Consider the following 14045-nt stretch of genomic DNA (forward strand, 5'->3'; position numbering starts at 1 on the left):
GTATTGCTTAGTGACTGAAAAAGAAATTATAAGTCATTTTCAGATTCGTATTATCGATTTCGATGGAGATTTGATGCCTGATGAACTTGGATTTTACGAAAAAGAAACCAACACAGCTTTCTTATCTAATAAACTCAGCAAAAAAGAGAGAGTTAAGGTACTACTGCATGAACTCGGACACAAAGACCACACACGCTCAGAGTACCAGAACGCTCGCCTACGCTGTGAAAACGAAGCTGATAGAAATATGATTCATCATCTCGTGAAAGACGCGCTAGAAAGCTTGGATGACCCCACAGAGTTTGATTACCTCAAATTCATGTCTTATTACAATCTAAAAACCATGACAAATGAAATCATGGTAAAAGAGGAATATCAGACTTTAATTGGTTAAATATGTTTTATAAACTGCTGAAGCAGAAAAAGAAAGGAACTACTTATGGCACTGTTTGGTAAAAAGCAAGATGATAGTTTAGAGGTTGAACTCTTCACAGAGGAACCGAATGAGCGAGTTTTTGAGTTTAAGAAATCAAAAACTGTTGTAAGAATCGATGATTATTTTATCAGGATTGCAAGAAAGTCAAATGTTTCAAATGTTTTACTTCACGGATTGGATGGAGAAAAGTCAATTCTGTTATCAGAAATTACTGCTTATCAATTAAAAGAGCCAGGTGCAACTGTTGGTTACCTTCAGTTGGTCTATCCTGGATCATCCGATACAAAAGGTGGTGTTTTTGATGCAGTCAAAGATGAAAATACAGTGACTTTTCTCAAAGAAGACAAAGCAGCTATCTTAGAATTAAAACAAGCTATTGAAAAAGCTTTAAAAGATAAAGTCAAGAAATAACAAAAAAGCCCCACAATCGCCCTCGCCAAAGTTTGATTGTGAAGCTCACCCTTATAAAAAATCAGCCATTAAAAAGGCCTCTTTTCTATACCCTATTTTACACCATGAAAGGAGTGATGTCAATATTCTCAATGTTTAGACCTTGTCCAGAAGCTGATAAACAAGGAGAATACAATGAAATATAATAAAACAAAATACCCAAATATCTATTACTACGAGACCTCAAAAGGTAAGAGATATTATATCAGACGCTCTTTCTTTTTTCATGGTAAAAAGAAAGAGATTACTAAAAGCGGTCTCACAACCCTTCCACAAGCTCGTGCAGCCTTAACAGAGATTGAACAACAAATCCAAGATCAGGAATTAGGTATCAATACGAATCTAACTCTTGATCAGTATTGGGATATCTATTCTGAAAAGAGATTGTCAACAGGGCGCTGGAATGACACTTCCTACTACCTCAATGACAATCTCTATAAGAACCATATCAAGCCAAAGTTTGGTTCTGTCCTGCTTAAAAATTTGGATAGAAATGAGTATGAACTCTTTATCGCTGAAAAGTTGCAGAACCATACCAGATACACTGTTCAAACTCTCAATTCCAGCTTCATGGCATTGCTGAATGATGCCGTGAAGAATGGAAATATGCTCTCAAATCGCTTGAAAGGTGTCTTCATCGGCCAAAGTGATATCCCTGCTGCTAACAAGAAAGTGACTCTCAAAGAGTTTAAGACTTGGATAGCAAAGGCAGAAGAAAATATGCCAAAACAGTTCTACGCTCTTACCTATCTGACAATTTTTGGATTGAGAAGAGGAGAAGTCTTTGGATTGCGCCCTATGGATGTCACTCAGAACGACAGCGGACGGGCTATACTACATCTTAGAGATAGTCGAAGCAATCAGACCTTGAAAGGAAAAGGAGGGCTTAAAACGAAGGATTCAGAGCGATATGTCTGCCTTGATGATATCGGAACAGACCTTATCTATTATCTGATAGCTGAAGCTTCTAAGATTAAGCGAAAGTTAGGGATTATCAAGGAACAGCACAAGGATTATATCACTATCAACGAGAAAGGTGGTCTTATCAATCCAAACCAGTTAAATAGAAACTTCAATCTAGTGAATGAAGCAACAGGATTGCATGTAACACCTCACATGATGCGTCACTTCTTCACAACTCAAAGCATTATTGCAGGAGTTCCACTTGAACAATTAAGCCAAGCGCTGGGCCATACAAAGGTTTATATGACAGATCGTTATAACCAAGTTGAGGATGAACTCGCTGAAGCGACAACAGATTTATTTCTTAGTCATATTCGCTAAAAAAGTCCCCTCCAATTCCCCGACCAAAATCCGAAAAATACCGAAAAATATCGAAAAATGATTTTTAGAATAGTCCCCAAAAGCCTGAAATAGAGCCAAAAAACTCCACCTGATTGGGTGGAGTTAAGGGAGATTATTATGAAAAAGAAAAGTTTAGGATTTTATTAAATAAAGTTAGGAGGTCTTTATTTAATAACTATATGATACAAGACAAAGCTTAAAACTAGCTTAACTTTTCTCAAATTTTACTATTTTGCAAAAAAAAATCTATCACCATCACCTATCCACGAAAAAAGCCACCTGATTGGGTGACTTCATTAGGAGATTATGATGAAAAAAGTTTTAGGATTTCATTAAATAAAGTTAGGAGGTCTTTATTTAATGACTATATAATACTAGACCATCCTTAAATTTTGCTTAATAAAAAACAAATTTTATTATTTTTCTCGATTCATCCAAGTCATTCCTATACAATTATAGGTGGATAAGATTTCAAAGCCCATAGAACGATAGAATCCCAAGGTTCTTTCTGTCTGGTCTGTCACCAGCTGGACTTGATAGGCATCTTTGTAATCCTCTAAAGCCTCTTTCATCAAGGCGCTACCAATCCCTTGACGCTGATAGATTGGTAAAACAATTAAATCCTGAACCAATACTGATGAGAATCCATCGCCAACCAAACGAATCAAGCCTACCACAGCATCGCCATCAAGTGCCACATAAATCGCTAATGAATGAGATAAGGCCTGCTCCAGCATCTCTGGTTGATGGGTATAATTTGTCCAACCGACAACCTGATAGAGATGCAAAACATCCTCTAGCTTGACAATTTCTTGCTTTTTAATAGTAATCATCTCAACACCTCTTAGAGTTCTCTCAAGCTCTTGTACTGCTGTCCATTTTTGTCAAAATTTTCAGGACGCAACCATGTTTCCAAACGAGCTTTGACTTTTGGCCAGTCCTTATCAATCATAGACAACCAATCCGTATCCCTCGTGCGCCCCTTATAAACCACTGCCTGACGGAAGGTTCCTTCATAAATAAAGCCCAAACGTTCCGCTGCTCGTCTTGATGGCAGGTTAAGAGCATCGCATTTCCACTCATAGCGACGATAGTTAAGTTCCTCGAAAACATAGCGCGCCAGGAGATACTGGGCTTCTGTCCCTATTCGTGTCCCCCTGAGCTCTGGAGAAAAAGTGACAGCTCCCACTTCTATTACTCGGTTATTCTGGTCAATACGCATGAGAGAAAAAGTTCCTAAAACCTTACAAGTTTCCTTGTCTATGATTGCATAGTAAAAACGGTCCTTACGAGCTAACATCTGATTTAAAAGGGTAACCAGCTCCTCCATATCTGCCACTGGTTCCTGAAAAAGGTAGGTCCACATCTCCCGAGGAGTATCCGGACCATAAACAGCTAATAAATCCTCCGTATGCTTTTCCACTGAAAGAGCTTCTATTCGAGCATATCGCCCTTCTAAGAAATCAATAGAAGGCAATTCACCTGGTGTATAACCTTCCATTGACTCACCAATCATTTGACCATATTCATTTACTGGCATAACTTTCCCCTTGTTTTGCTTTCCAAACTTTATAGTTGCCCATAGTATATCATACTTTCATAAGAAGACTCAAAAAATCCTCCAGATTCTACTCTGAAGGATTCCTATCTTATTTCACAACAATATTAACCAATTTATTCGGTACTGCAATTACTTTCACGATGTCCTTACCGTCAATTTCTGCTTTGACTTTTTCATCCGCTAGAGCAATTTCTTGCAATTCTTCGCGTGATAGGTCTTTAGCGACCATGAGTTTGGCACGAACTTTTCCTTTGATTTGGACAACGATTTCGATTTCGTCTTCAACCAATTTGCTTTCGTCCCATGTTGGCCAAGCCACGTAAGAGATTGACTCACCTGTTGCCGCAACTGTTTGCCAGAGTTCTTCTGCCAAGTGAGGTGAAAATGGGGCAATCAATTGGATAAAGCCTTTGGCGTAGTCCACATAGAGTTTGTCTTCCTTGTTAGCAGCGTTGACAAAGACCATAAGTTGAGCAATGGCTGTGTTGAATTTGAGGGACTCGATTTGCTCTGTGACAGCTTTAACGGTTTCGTTGTAAACCTTGTCGAGAGAGCCATTGTTTTCTGCAACAATTTCCTTGCTTGTAATCAAACGGTAAACACGGTCAAGGAACTTACGGCTTCCTTCCAGACCTTCTTCAGACCAAGCAATCGAAGCATCAAGTGGTCCCATAAACATTTCATAGACACGAAGGGTATCGGCACCGTATTGTTCCACAACATCATCTGGGTTAACAACGTTCTTGAGCGATTTAGACATCTTGGCTGGCGCTTGCTCCAACTCCTCTCCTGTTTCCACATGGAAGAAAGAACCGTCACGTTTTTCAACCTTGTCGGTTGCCACAAGAGCCCCACGGTGGTCACGGTAGCTGGTTCCCAAAATCATCCCTTGATTAAAGAGTTTTTGGAATGGTTCCTTAGTTGGAACAACACCGAGGTCATAGAGGAATTTATGCCAGAAACGAGCGTAGAGCAAGTGAAGTACAGCATGCTCTGCACCACCCACGTAGATATCTACTGGCAACCATTGTTTGAGAAGATCCTCATCAGCTAATTTCTCTGTGTTATGTGGGTCAATATAGCGGAGGTAGTACCAGCTTGAACCTGCCCATTGTGGCATGGTGTTGGTTTCACGGCGACCTTTAACACCATCTTCACGAGTCACTTCAAGCCAGTCTGTCAAGTTAGCTAGTGGACTTTCACCAGTACCTGAAGGACGGATGTCCTTGGTTACAGGCAAGACAAGTGGCAATTCACTTTCAGGGACAGCTGTTGATGTCCCATCTTCCCAATGAATGATAGGAATTGGCTCACCCCAGTAACGTTGACGGCTAAAGAGCCAGTCACGGAGACGGTAGGTAACCTTCTCTTGTCCACAGCCTTTTTCTTCCAACCAAGCCACAATCTTGGCAATAGCGTCTTCTTTGTTGAGTCCATCTAGGAAGTCTGAATTAACGTGAAGACCATCTTCTGTGTAAGCAGCTTCTTCAACGTTTCCACCTTCAAGTACTTCGACGATTGGAAGGTCAAATTGTTTGGCAAATTCCCAGTCACGTTGGTCGTGGGCAGGTACAGCCATAACGGCACCTGTTCCGTAACTAGCAAGGACGTAGTCCGCAATCCAGATTGGAATTTCTTTGCCATTGACAGGGTTGATGGCATAAGCACCAGTCCAAACCCCTGTTTTTTCTTTAGCAAGGTCTGTACGAGCCAAGTCAGACTTGAGGCTAGCTTGGTGTTTGTAGTCTGCTACTGCCTCTGCTTGCTCTGTGCTTGTGATAGCGTCAACCAAGTCATGCTCAGGAGCCAAGACTGTGAAAGTCGCACCAAAAAGAGTATCAGGACGAGTGGTAAAGACTGTGAATTCCTTGTCTGTTCCCTTAACCTTGAAGGTTACATTAGCACCAATAGATTTCCCAATCCAGTTGCGTTGCATGTCCTTGATAGACTCTGGCCAATCAAGTTCATCTAAGTCATTGAGCAAGCGCTCTGCGTAAGCCGTGATTTTGAGCATCCATTGGCGCATTGGCTTGCGGACAACTGGATAGCCTCCACGCTCAGACGTTCCATCAGGAAGAACCTCTTCGTTAGCAATGGCTGTTCCCAATTCCTCAACCCAGTTTACTGGCACTTCCGCTTCATAGGCCAAGCCTTTTTCGTAAAGCTTGGTGAAAATCCATTGCGTCCACTTGTAGTAGTTTGGATCTGTTGTGTTGACTTCACGATCCCAGTCGTAAGAAAATCCAAGCGCATTGATTTGGCGTTTGAAGTTGGCAATGTTCTCAGCTGTAAATTCTGCTGGGTCATTACCTGTATCCATAGCGTATTGCTCTGCAGGCAAACCAAAAGCATCCCAACCCATTGGGTGAAGGACATTGTAACCTTGCGCACGTTTGTAACGGCTGAGGATATCGGTTGCGGTATAACCTTCTGGGTGTCCTACGTGCAGACCCGCTCCAGACGGATAAGGGAACATATCAAGAGCATAAAACTTCGGTTTTGATGCATCTGTTCCTGTCTTAAATGTATGATGTTCTGCCCAGTAGCCTTGCCACTTAGGCTCAATTTCTTTATGATTGTAAAAACTCATGGTCTCTCTCCAATTTTGTGATGTTACTATTATACCATTTTTGAGGGAATTTGAAAGACGAGAAATGTTCTTTTGAGCTTGTATGAAAAGAAAGACTAAATCGCAAATCCAGCTTATTTAGCAGTATAAAAAATTAGCTAGCACTTGAAATTAACTTATATCGATTATTTGTCTCTTTCATCTTTTTCCCCTAGCGCCTTTGACTCATATTCCCCGTTTTAGATTTCTTTAAGGTTTTTATTATATCCTGTAGAACTCTACAATTTGAAAACATTAATAATCTAGGTAGAGAAAATGTTCGTAAAAAAGGAGATACTTATGAAAAAAATACTATTCTTTCTCTCTTGTGGCTGGATATTCCTTTCTTTATCAGGATGTTCTTCACCTATAGAAGCGGAAACTAGCACTGAAAAAGATTCAGATAACACTTTAGTTGTCTACTCGCCTAACCCTGAAGACCTTATCGAAGAAACAATCCCAACCTTCGAAGAAAAATATGGTATTAAGGTTGATTTAGTACAAGCCAGCACTGGTGAATTGTTCAAAAAAGCTGAGGCCGAAAAAGAATCCCCTGTAGCTGATGTTATTTTCGGAGGCTCCTACGCCCTCTTCTCTTCTAACGAAAATCTTTTTGAACCTTATATTTCCCAAGAAAACGACCAGATAATCCCTGAATATCAAAATAAAACAGGATTCTACACACCTTACACACTGGATGTCAGTGTTATCATTGCCAATTCAGCCCTTACAAAAGATATTAAAATTGAAGGCTACAATGATCTACTCAATCCTAAATTAAAAGGAAAAATTGCTACTGCTGATCCAAGTAATGCTTCTAGTGCCTTTGCTCAATTAACAAACATGCTTGTAGACCAAGGTGGATACGAAAATGAACAAGCTTGGACCTATGTAAAAAATCTATTTACCCTAGTAGATGGAAAGATTGCATCTAGTTCTTCAAATGTTTACAAAGCTGTCGCCGATGGGGAAATGGCTGTTGGACTCACCTATGAAGATCCTGCTTTAAAACTCTTAAATGATGGGGTTGATGTAAAAGTCATTTATCCAAAAGAAGGAACCGTCTTTTTACCTGGTAACGCAGCTATCGTCAAAAATGCCAAACACATGGAAAACGCTAAGAAATTTATCGATTTCCTCCTTTCTCAAGAAATCCAAGATAAGCTAGGAACTGAAACAACAATCAGACCCATTCGTAAAAATGCTAAAACCAATAAAAATATGAAGGCTATGACAGAAATCAAGATTGCCACCGAAGATTCCGATTATGTCATTAAAAACAAATCCGCTATTCTTAAAAAGTACAATGATATTTTCACAGATATTCTATCTAAAAAATAAAATTTGATTTCCCAATGATTAACTGTCGCACCCTACTATAAAATCAAAAAGATTGCTTCCGTTTTTGTAGAGAATTTTACTCTAATAGAATAGAATTATCGGTTTTAAAAACGCTTACATTATTTTAAAATAAACTTAAATAACATAACGGAGGTATCCATCATGAAAAAGAAATGGATGTATTATGCTGCTTGCGGACTAGCTCTTTTTGGTCTTGCCGCTTGTTCTTCTAGTGAATCTGCCGATGACAGTTCATCTGATAAAGGAGACGGCGGTTCGCTAGTCGTTTATTCACCAAACTCAGAGGGCTTAATTGGAGCAACTATTCCCGCCTTTGAAGAAAAATACGGTATTAAAGTAGAACTGATTCAAGCTGGTACTGGAGAACTTTTCAAAAAACTAGAGTCAGAAAAAGAAGCTCCTGTAGCCGATGTTATCTTTGGTGGTTCTTATACACAATATGCTACCCACGGAGAACTCTTTGAAAACTATACTTCAAAAGAAAATGATAATGTTATCAAAGAATATCAAAACACAACTGGCTACTCTACTCCTTATACACTAGATGGTAGTGTTTTAATCGTCAATCCTGATTTAACGAAAGGCATGAACATCGAAGGATATAGCGACCTTCTCAAACCTGAACTAAAAGGAAAAATTGCAACTGCTGACCCAGCAAACTCTTCTAGTGCCTTTGCTCAATTAACAAATATGCTACAAGCTCAAGGTGGTTACAAAGACGATAAAGCCTGGTCTTATGTAAAAGATCTCTTCACACTTATTGATGGTAAAATCGGTTCAAGCTCATCTGGTGTCTATAAAGCAGTCGCTGACGGAGAAATGGCTGTTGGTCTCTCTTATGAAGATCCAGCAGTTAAACTCTTAAATGACGGAGCTAATATCAAGGTAGTCTATCCAAAAGAAGGAACCGTCTTCCTACCTGCTAGTGCTGCTATCGTTAAAAAAGCGAAAAATATGGAAAATGCCAAGAAATTTATCGATTTTATTATCTCTCAAGAAGTACAAGATACACTTGGTACAACCACTACTAACCGTCCTGTTCGTAAAAATGCCAAAACAAGCGAAAACATGAAACCAATTGACAAAATCAAAACACTCACTGAAGATTATGATTATGTCATCAAGAATAAATCAGATATTGTTAAGAAATACAACGAAGTCTTTACAGATATCCAATCTAAACAGTAAAAGAGGTTCACTATGAGTGAGATCAAAATTATTAACGCCAAAAAAATCTACCACGATGTCCCTGTTATTGAGAATTTGAACATTACAATTCCAAAAGGAAGTCTCTTTACCCTTCTTGGGCCTTCAGGTTGTGGGAAAACGACTCTTCTTCGTATGATTGCAGGTTTCAACAGTATCGAAGGCGGAGAATTTTACTTCGATGATACAAAAATCAATAATATGGAACCCAGCAAACGCAATATAGGGATGGTTTTTCAAAACTACGCTATTTTCCCACATTTGACTGTTCGAGATAATGTTGCTTTTGGTCTCAAGCAAAAGAAAGTCCCTAAAGAAGAATTGGTCCAACAGACCAATAAGTATCTTGAACTCATGCAAATTGCTCAATATGCGGATCGAAAGCCCGATAAACTTAGTGGTGGACAACAACAACGTGTCGCCTTGGCACGCGCCTTAGCTGTTAATCCAAGTGTTCTCCTCATGGACGAGCCGCTCAGTAACCTAGATGCCAAACTTCGCTTGGATATGCGTCAAGCCATTCGAGAAATCCAACACGAAGTGGGAATTACAACTGTTTATGTGACCCACGACCAAGAAGAAGCTATGGCTATTTCAGACCAAATTGCTGTTATGAAAGATGGGGTGATTCAACAAATCGGCCGACCAAAAGAACTCTATCATAAACCAGCTAATGAGTTTGTAGCAACCTTTATCGGACGCACAAATATTATCCCTGCCAATCTCGAAAAACGGAGCGACGGCGCTTATATCGTCTTTTCAGATGGCTATGCCCTTCGAATGCCAGCTCTTGATCAGGCTGAGGCACAAGCTATTCATGTAAGTATTCGTCCTGAAGAATTCATTAAAGATGAATCTGGAGATATTGAAGGAATTATTAGCGATAGCGTCTATCTTGGACTGAATACTGAATACTTCATCGAAACAGGATTTGCCTCAAAAATTCAAGTTAGCGAAGAATCAACTTTTGAAGAAGATCTACAAAAAGGCGATCGTATTCGTCTACGAATCAATACTCAAAAATTAAACGTCTTTTCTGCAGATGGTTCCCAAAACCTGATAAAAGGAGTCAACCATGGAACGTAAAAAACTAAATATTTGGACAGCCTCCTCTTTCTTCATCTTTCTTACCTATCTTGTCTTTCTCGTTTATCCTATCGTTACCGTGCTCAAGCAAGCACTCATACATGAAGGACAATTCTCACTAGCTAATTTTGTCACTTTCTTTAGTAAAGCCTACTACTCTGAGACACTTGTCAACAGTTTCAAGGTTTCCATTACCGCTACTGTCACTTCCTTAGTTGTAGGAACCCTATTAGCTTATCTCTTTTCCATGTATGACTTCAAGGGAAAGAAATTTCTACAAATATTGATTATCATTGCTTCCATGTCAGCTCCTTTCGTGGGAGCCTACTCCTGGATTCTCTTGCTGGGACGAAATGGGGTCATTACTAAATTCCTGACAAATACCCTTCATCTTCCAGCTATCGATATTTATGGATTCAAAGGAATTGTACTTGTCTTTACACTGCAACTATTCCCACTGGTATTTCTATACGTTGCTGGGACAATGAAAAGTATTGACAATTCTCTACTTGAAGCTGCTGAAAGCATGGGTTCCTTTGGATTTAAGCGTATCGTAACGGTTATTTTACCTCTCCTAGTTCCAACCTTACTAGCAGCTGCCCTGCTTGTATTTATGAGAGCATTCTCAGACTTTGGAACCCCTATGTTGATTGGTGAAGGATATCGGACTTTCCCTGTTCTGATTTATACCCAATTTATTAGCGAGGTTGGAGGAAATTCAGCTTTTGCATCTGCTTTAGCAATTATGGCGATTATCATTGCCTTGGCAATTTTCCTTATCCAAAAATACATTTCAAATCGCTACAGTTTCAGCATGAATTCGCTCCATCCAATTGAGCCTAAAAAAACTACAAAAGGAAAAATGGCTGCCATTTATGCAACAGTCTACGGAATTATCTTGTTCTCTGTTCTACCTCAAGTCTACTTGATTTATACTTCTTTCCTAAAAACATCAGGTATGGTATTTGTCAAAGGCTATTCTCTAAACAGTTACAAGGTAGCTTTCAATCGTATGGGATCTGCTATTTTCAATACCATTCGTATCCCTTTGATTGCCTTAGTTCTAGTTGTCCTATTCGCAACATTTATCTCCTACCTAGCCGTTAGAAAACGTAATTTGTTTACAAACTTAATTGACAGCCTCAGTATGGTCCCTTATATTGTACCAGGAACCGTTCTAGGGATTGCCTTCATTTCTTCCTTCAATACTGGCCTATTTGGAAGTGGATTTCTTATGATTACAGGGACAGCTTTCATCTTGATCATGTCCCTATCTGTCAGAAGATTGCCTTATACTATTCGCTCATCTGTTGCTAGCTTGCAACAAATAGCACCAAGTATTGAAGAAGCCGCTGAGAGCTTAGGAAGTAGTCGTCTCAATACCTTTGCCAAGATTACAACTCCAATGATGCTATCTGGTATTATTTCTGGAGCTATCCTATCTTGGGTTACAATGATTTCAGAACTTTCTACTTCTATCCTCCTCTACAATGTCAAAACAAGAACAATGACTGTAGCCATTTATACAGAGGTTCTCAGAGGGAATTACGGTGTAGCCGCAGCCTTGTCAACTATCCTGACTGTTCTAACAGTAGGTTCCTTGCTCTTGTTTATGAAAATCTCTAAAAGTAATAGCATTACACTTTAGTTTTCCCCATCAAAAACAGCCGAAAGGATTATCCTCGGCTGTTTTTTCTTATCTTGATATTCCTATCAAATCCTCAGTTCCTAGCAAGCAAGTCCAGACTGATTAAATAGAGGCTTCCTCCATCTTCTCCCGTCCTAGTTCTCGGTAACTACGGTCGCCGACAACTTCTACGCTAAACTGCCCATCCTCATATTCAAGGATCGTCACGCTACCATTATCTAGACCATGCGGATGCATACCATTAATCAGATAAACAATGGTTCCAATGGTCATTCCGTGGCTCACGACAAGAGCATTGCCCCCACCTTGTTCTTCCATTTCTTTGGCAATCGCTTCAAAACCTTCTTTGATTCGGCCACTGAGTTTTTCCCATCCTTCAGCCCAACCAGCTGTATCGACCTCTACCAAGCCCTCAGCCAGTTCAGCATAAGATAATTGGTGAACGTGATCCACATTAAAGATACGAGGAATAATGCCCATGAAAAGATCGCCATCATAAGCTCCGTCAAAGCTACCAAAACACCATTCTCTGATACGCTTGTCCATGCGATAAGGGATTTTCCCCTGCAGACCAAGTTCTTCAAGGATAATTCCCATTGTCTGAATGGTACGCCCTGAATCACTCGAATAAGCGCGCTCAAACTGCAAACTAGATTCTCTCAAGCCGATTCCTAATTCTTGAATCCCTCTCTCACCTTCAGCTGTTAAGGGAGTATCGCTCCAACCTTGCGCTCGACCAATCGTGTTAAACATGGTCTTGCCATGACGTACCAAATACAATCGTACTTTTACCATTTTCCGTCCTCCGTTTGCTTCTATTATATCATGGATGATAAAACAAAAGCCACCCATACAGGCGACTTTTGCAGGAGATTATTATGAAAAAGTTTAGGAGTTCTATTAAATAAAGATATTAGATGAAAATCGAATTCAAACTAAATCAGAGTTATCTGTTTCAAATAATATTAGGAGGTCTTTATTTAATGATTATAGTATACACATCCAACCTTAAATAGAACTTAAAATTTCTCTTATTTTTTTAATTTTTAAAACTATGAATTGGTGCTGGGATTTGTCCTCCACGAGAGATGAAATCAACAGACGAAGCCCCATTGACTTTCATTACTGGAGCCGTACCTAATAGGCCACCAAATTCAATCATATCGCCTTCTTTTCCTTTGGGAATGATACGTACAGCTGTTGTTTTCATGTTAATGACACCAATTGCAGCCTCATCCGCAATCATGGCGGCAATGGTTTCAGCAGGAGTATCTTCTGGGATGGCAATCATATCCAAACCAACGGAACAGATAGCCGTCATAGCTTCTAGTTTTTCTAAATTAAGAGAGCCATTTTGCACTGCAGCAATCATTCCTTCATCCTCTGAAACAGGGATAAAGGCACCAGACAAACCACCGACTTGGTTGCAGGCCATAACTCCGCCCTTCTTAACTTGGTCATTCAAGAGAGCCAAGGCAGCCGTCGTCCCATGCGTACCAACTGTTTCTAGCCCCATTTCTTCAAGGACACGTGCAACAGAATCTCCAACCGCAGGAGTTGGCGCCAAACTCAAGTCCACAATACCAAATTCCACACCCAGTTTCTCACTGGCCATTTGACCAACCAATTGACCGATACGAGTGATTTTAAAGGCAGTTTTCTTAACTGTTTCGGCTACTACATCAAAGCTCTGTCCACGAACTTTTTCCAAGGCACGTTTCACCACACCAGGACCAGAAACTCCGACATTGATGATAACATCTGCTTCCCCAACACCATGGAAGGCACCCGCCATAAATGGATTGTCCTCAACAGCATTAGCAAACACAACCAATTTGGCTGCCCCCATATCAGATAAATTAGCCGTTTCCTTGATAATACGTCCCATATCTGCCACAGCCGTCATATTGATACCAGACTTGGTTGAACCGATATTGACTGACGAGCAGACCTTGTCCGTCTCAGCCAAAGCGCGAGGAATAGAATTGATGAGAATCTCATCTCCCTTTTGATAACCTTTTTGTACCAAGGCAGAAAAACCACCAATAAAATCCACACCAATCTCTTTTGCAGCCTTATCAAGCGCTTTTGCTAGAACCACGTAGTCCGTCGCATCTGTCGCTGCTCCAATCAGAGAAATAGGAGTCACCGATACACGCTTATTAACGATAGGAATTCCCAACTCAGCACCAATTTCATCACCAACAGCCACTAAATTAGCCGCCTTTGTCGTTATCTTTCGATAAATTTTCTCCGCAGCACGATTGATATCTGGATCGATACAGTCCAAAAGGGAAATCCCCATGGTAATAGTTCTGATATCGAAGTTTTGCTCCTCAATCATGGCGATGGTTTCAGTAACTTGTCTAATATCCATGATAAC

12 protein-coding genes are annotated in these 14045 nt (G+C 40.1%); 7 read left to right on the forward strand and 5 right to left on the reverse strand.

The features are described from left to right. The first annotated feature begins 10 nt into the window (after positions 1 to 10). From TZ91_RS08750 to TZ91_RS08760, 3 genes are all read left to right on the forward strand, one after another. Positions 11 to 394 carry an ImmA/IrrE family metallo-endopeptidase gene (locus TZ91_RS08750; protein WP_033686196.1) on the forward strand — a complete coding sequence of 128 codons (384 nt, stop codon included), beginning with the start codon at positions 11 to 13 and terminating at the stop codon, positions 392 to 394. A gap of 45 nt (positions 395 to 439) precedes the next feature. Beyond that, positions 440 to 847 (forward strand): DUF4429 domain-containing protein, encoded by a 408-nt coding sequence (locus TZ91_RS08755; protein ID WP_033686195.1) that lies wholly within the window; start codon positions 440 to 442, stop codon positions 845 to 847. A 174-nt stretch (positions 848 to 1021) separates the two neighbouring features. Then, the gene (locus TZ91_RS08760) at positions 1022 to 2170 is read left to right on the forward strand and encodes a tyrosine-type recombinase/integrase (RefSeq protein WP_033686193.1); all 1149 of its coding nucleotides are present in this window, start codon (positions 1022 to 1024) and stop codon (positions 2168 to 2170) included. Positions 2171 to 2607: 437 nt separating this feature from the next. Here the strand turns inward: TZ91_RS08760 and TZ91_RS08765 are convergent, their stop codons facing one another. The 3 genes from TZ91_RS08765 to leuS all read right to left on the reverse strand — a co-directional run bounded on the left by TZ91_RS08765 (position 2608) and on the right by leuS (position 6342). Next, positions 2608 to 3024 carry a GNAT family N-acetyltransferase gene (locus TZ91_RS08765; RefSeq protein ID WP_033686189.1) on the reverse strand — a complete coding sequence of 139 codons (417 nt, stop codon included), beginning with the start codon at positions 3022 to 3024 and terminating at the stop codon, positions 2608 to 2610. Positions 3025 to 3035: 11 nt separating this feature from the next. Next, positions 3036 to 3731 (reverse strand): GNAT family N-acetyltransferase, encoded by a 696-nt coding sequence (locus TZ91_RS08770; RefSeq protein WP_033686187.1) that lies wholly within the window; start codon positions 3729 to 3731, stop codon positions 3036 to 3038. A gap of 109 nt (positions 3732 to 3840) precedes the next feature. Then, positions 3841 to 6342: a leucine--tRNA ligase gene (gene leuS, locus TZ91_RS08775; RefSeq protein WP_045597596.1), complete on the reverse strand. Its 2502-nt coding sequence runs from the start codon at positions 6340 to 6342 to the stop codon at positions 3841 to 3843. Positions 6343 to 6660: 318 nt separating this feature from the next. Between leuS and TZ91_RS08780 the strand changes: the two genes are divergently transcribed. The 4 genes from TZ91_RS08780 (at position 6661) to TZ91_RS08795 (ending at position 11662) form a co-directional block, all read left to right on the forward strand. Then, positions 6661 to 7701, forward strand: a complete 1041-nt coding sequence (locus TZ91_RS08780; RefSeq protein WP_033686179.1) for an ABC transporter substrate-binding protein — start codon at positions 6661 to 6663, stop codon at positions 7699 to 7701. A gap of 162 nt (positions 7702 to 7863) precedes the next feature. Then, on the forward strand, positions 7864 to 8910 hold the full coding sequence (locus TZ91_RS08785; protein WP_000731167.1) for an ABC transporter substrate-binding protein: 1047 nt from the start codon (positions 7864 to 7866) through the stop codon (positions 8908 to 8910). Between the two features lie 12 nt (positions 8911 to 8922). Continuing rightward, positions 8923 to 10014 (forward strand): ABC transporter ATP-binding protein, encoded by a 1092-nt coding sequence (locus tag TZ91_RS08790; protein WP_001289697.1) that lies wholly within the window; start codon positions 8923 to 8925, stop codon positions 10012 to 10014. Beyond that, positions 10004 to 11662, forward strand: a complete 1659-nt coding sequence (locus TZ91_RS08795; RefSeq protein ID WP_045597598.1) for an ABC transporter permease — start codon at positions 10004 to 10006, stop codon at positions 11660 to 11662. Before TZ91_RS08790 ends, TZ91_RS08795 begins: the two co-directional genes overlap by 11 nt. Positions 11663 to 11764: 102 nt before the next feature. Here the strand turns inward: TZ91_RS08795 and TZ91_RS08800 are convergent, their stop codons facing one another. Both TZ91_RS08800 and TZ91_RS08805 read right to left on the reverse strand, forming a co-directional pair. Next, positions 11765 to 12457, reverse strand: a complete 693-nt coding sequence (locus TZ91_RS08800) for a histidine phosphatase family protein (protein ID WP_033686176.1) — start codon at positions 12455 to 12457, stop codon at positions 11765 to 11767. A 244-nt stretch (positions 12458 to 12701) separates the two neighbouring features. Continuing rightward, entirely contained in the window at positions 12702 to 14039 is a 1338-nt protein-coding gene (locus TZ91_RS08805; protein WP_033686174.1) for a PFL family protein, read from the reverse strand. Positions 14040 to 14045 lie beyond the last annotated feature (6 nt).

Source organism: Streptococcus mitis, from assembly GCF_000960025.1.
Lineage (GTDB): Bacteria > Bacillota > Bacilli > Lactobacillales > Streptococcaceae > Streptococcus > Streptococcus mitis_DH.

Coding starts and splice junctions, on each gene's coding strand:
- TZ91_RS08755 (WP_033686195.1), top strand. CDS start 440: ATGGCACTGTTTGGTAAAAAGCAAGATGATAGTTTAGAGGTTGAACTC.
- TZ91_RS08760 (WP_033686193.1), top strand. CDS start 1,022: ATGAAATATAATAAAACAAAATACCCAAATATCTATTACTACGAGACC.
- TZ91_RS08765 (WP_033686189.1), bottom strand. CDS start 3,024: ATGATTACTATTAAAAAGCAAGAAATTGTCAAGCTAGAGGATGTTTTG.
- TZ91_RS08770 (WP_033686187.1), bottom strand. CDS start 3,731: ATGCCAGTAAATGAATATGGTCAAATGATTGGTGAGTCAATGGAAGGT.
- leuS (WP_045597596.1), bottom strand. CDS start 6,342: ATGAGTTTTTACAATCATAAAGAAATTGAGCCTAAGTGGCAAGGCTAC.
- TZ91_RS08780 (WP_033686179.1), top strand. CDS start 6,661: ATGAAAAAAATACTATTCTTTCTCTCTTGTGGCTGGATATTCCTTTCT.
- TZ91_RS08785 (WP_000731167.1), top strand. CDS start 7,864: ATGAAAAAGAAATGGATGTATTATGCTGCTTGCGGACTAGCTCTTTTT.
- TZ91_RS08790 (WP_001289697.1), top strand. CDS start 8,923: ATGAGTGAGATCAAAATTATTAACGCCAAAAAAATCTACCACGATGTC.
- TZ91_RS08795 (WP_045597598.1), top strand. CDS start 10,004: ATGGAACGTAAAAAACTAAATATTTGGACAGCCTCCTCTTTCTTCATC.
- TZ91_RS08800 (WP_033686176.1), bottom strand. CDS start 12,457: ATGGTAAAAGTACGATTGTATTTGGTACGTCATGGCAAGACCATGTTT.
- TZ91_RS08805 (WP_033686174.1), bottom strand. CDS start 14,039: ATGGATATTAGACAAGTTACTGAAACCATCGCCATGATTGAGGAGCAA.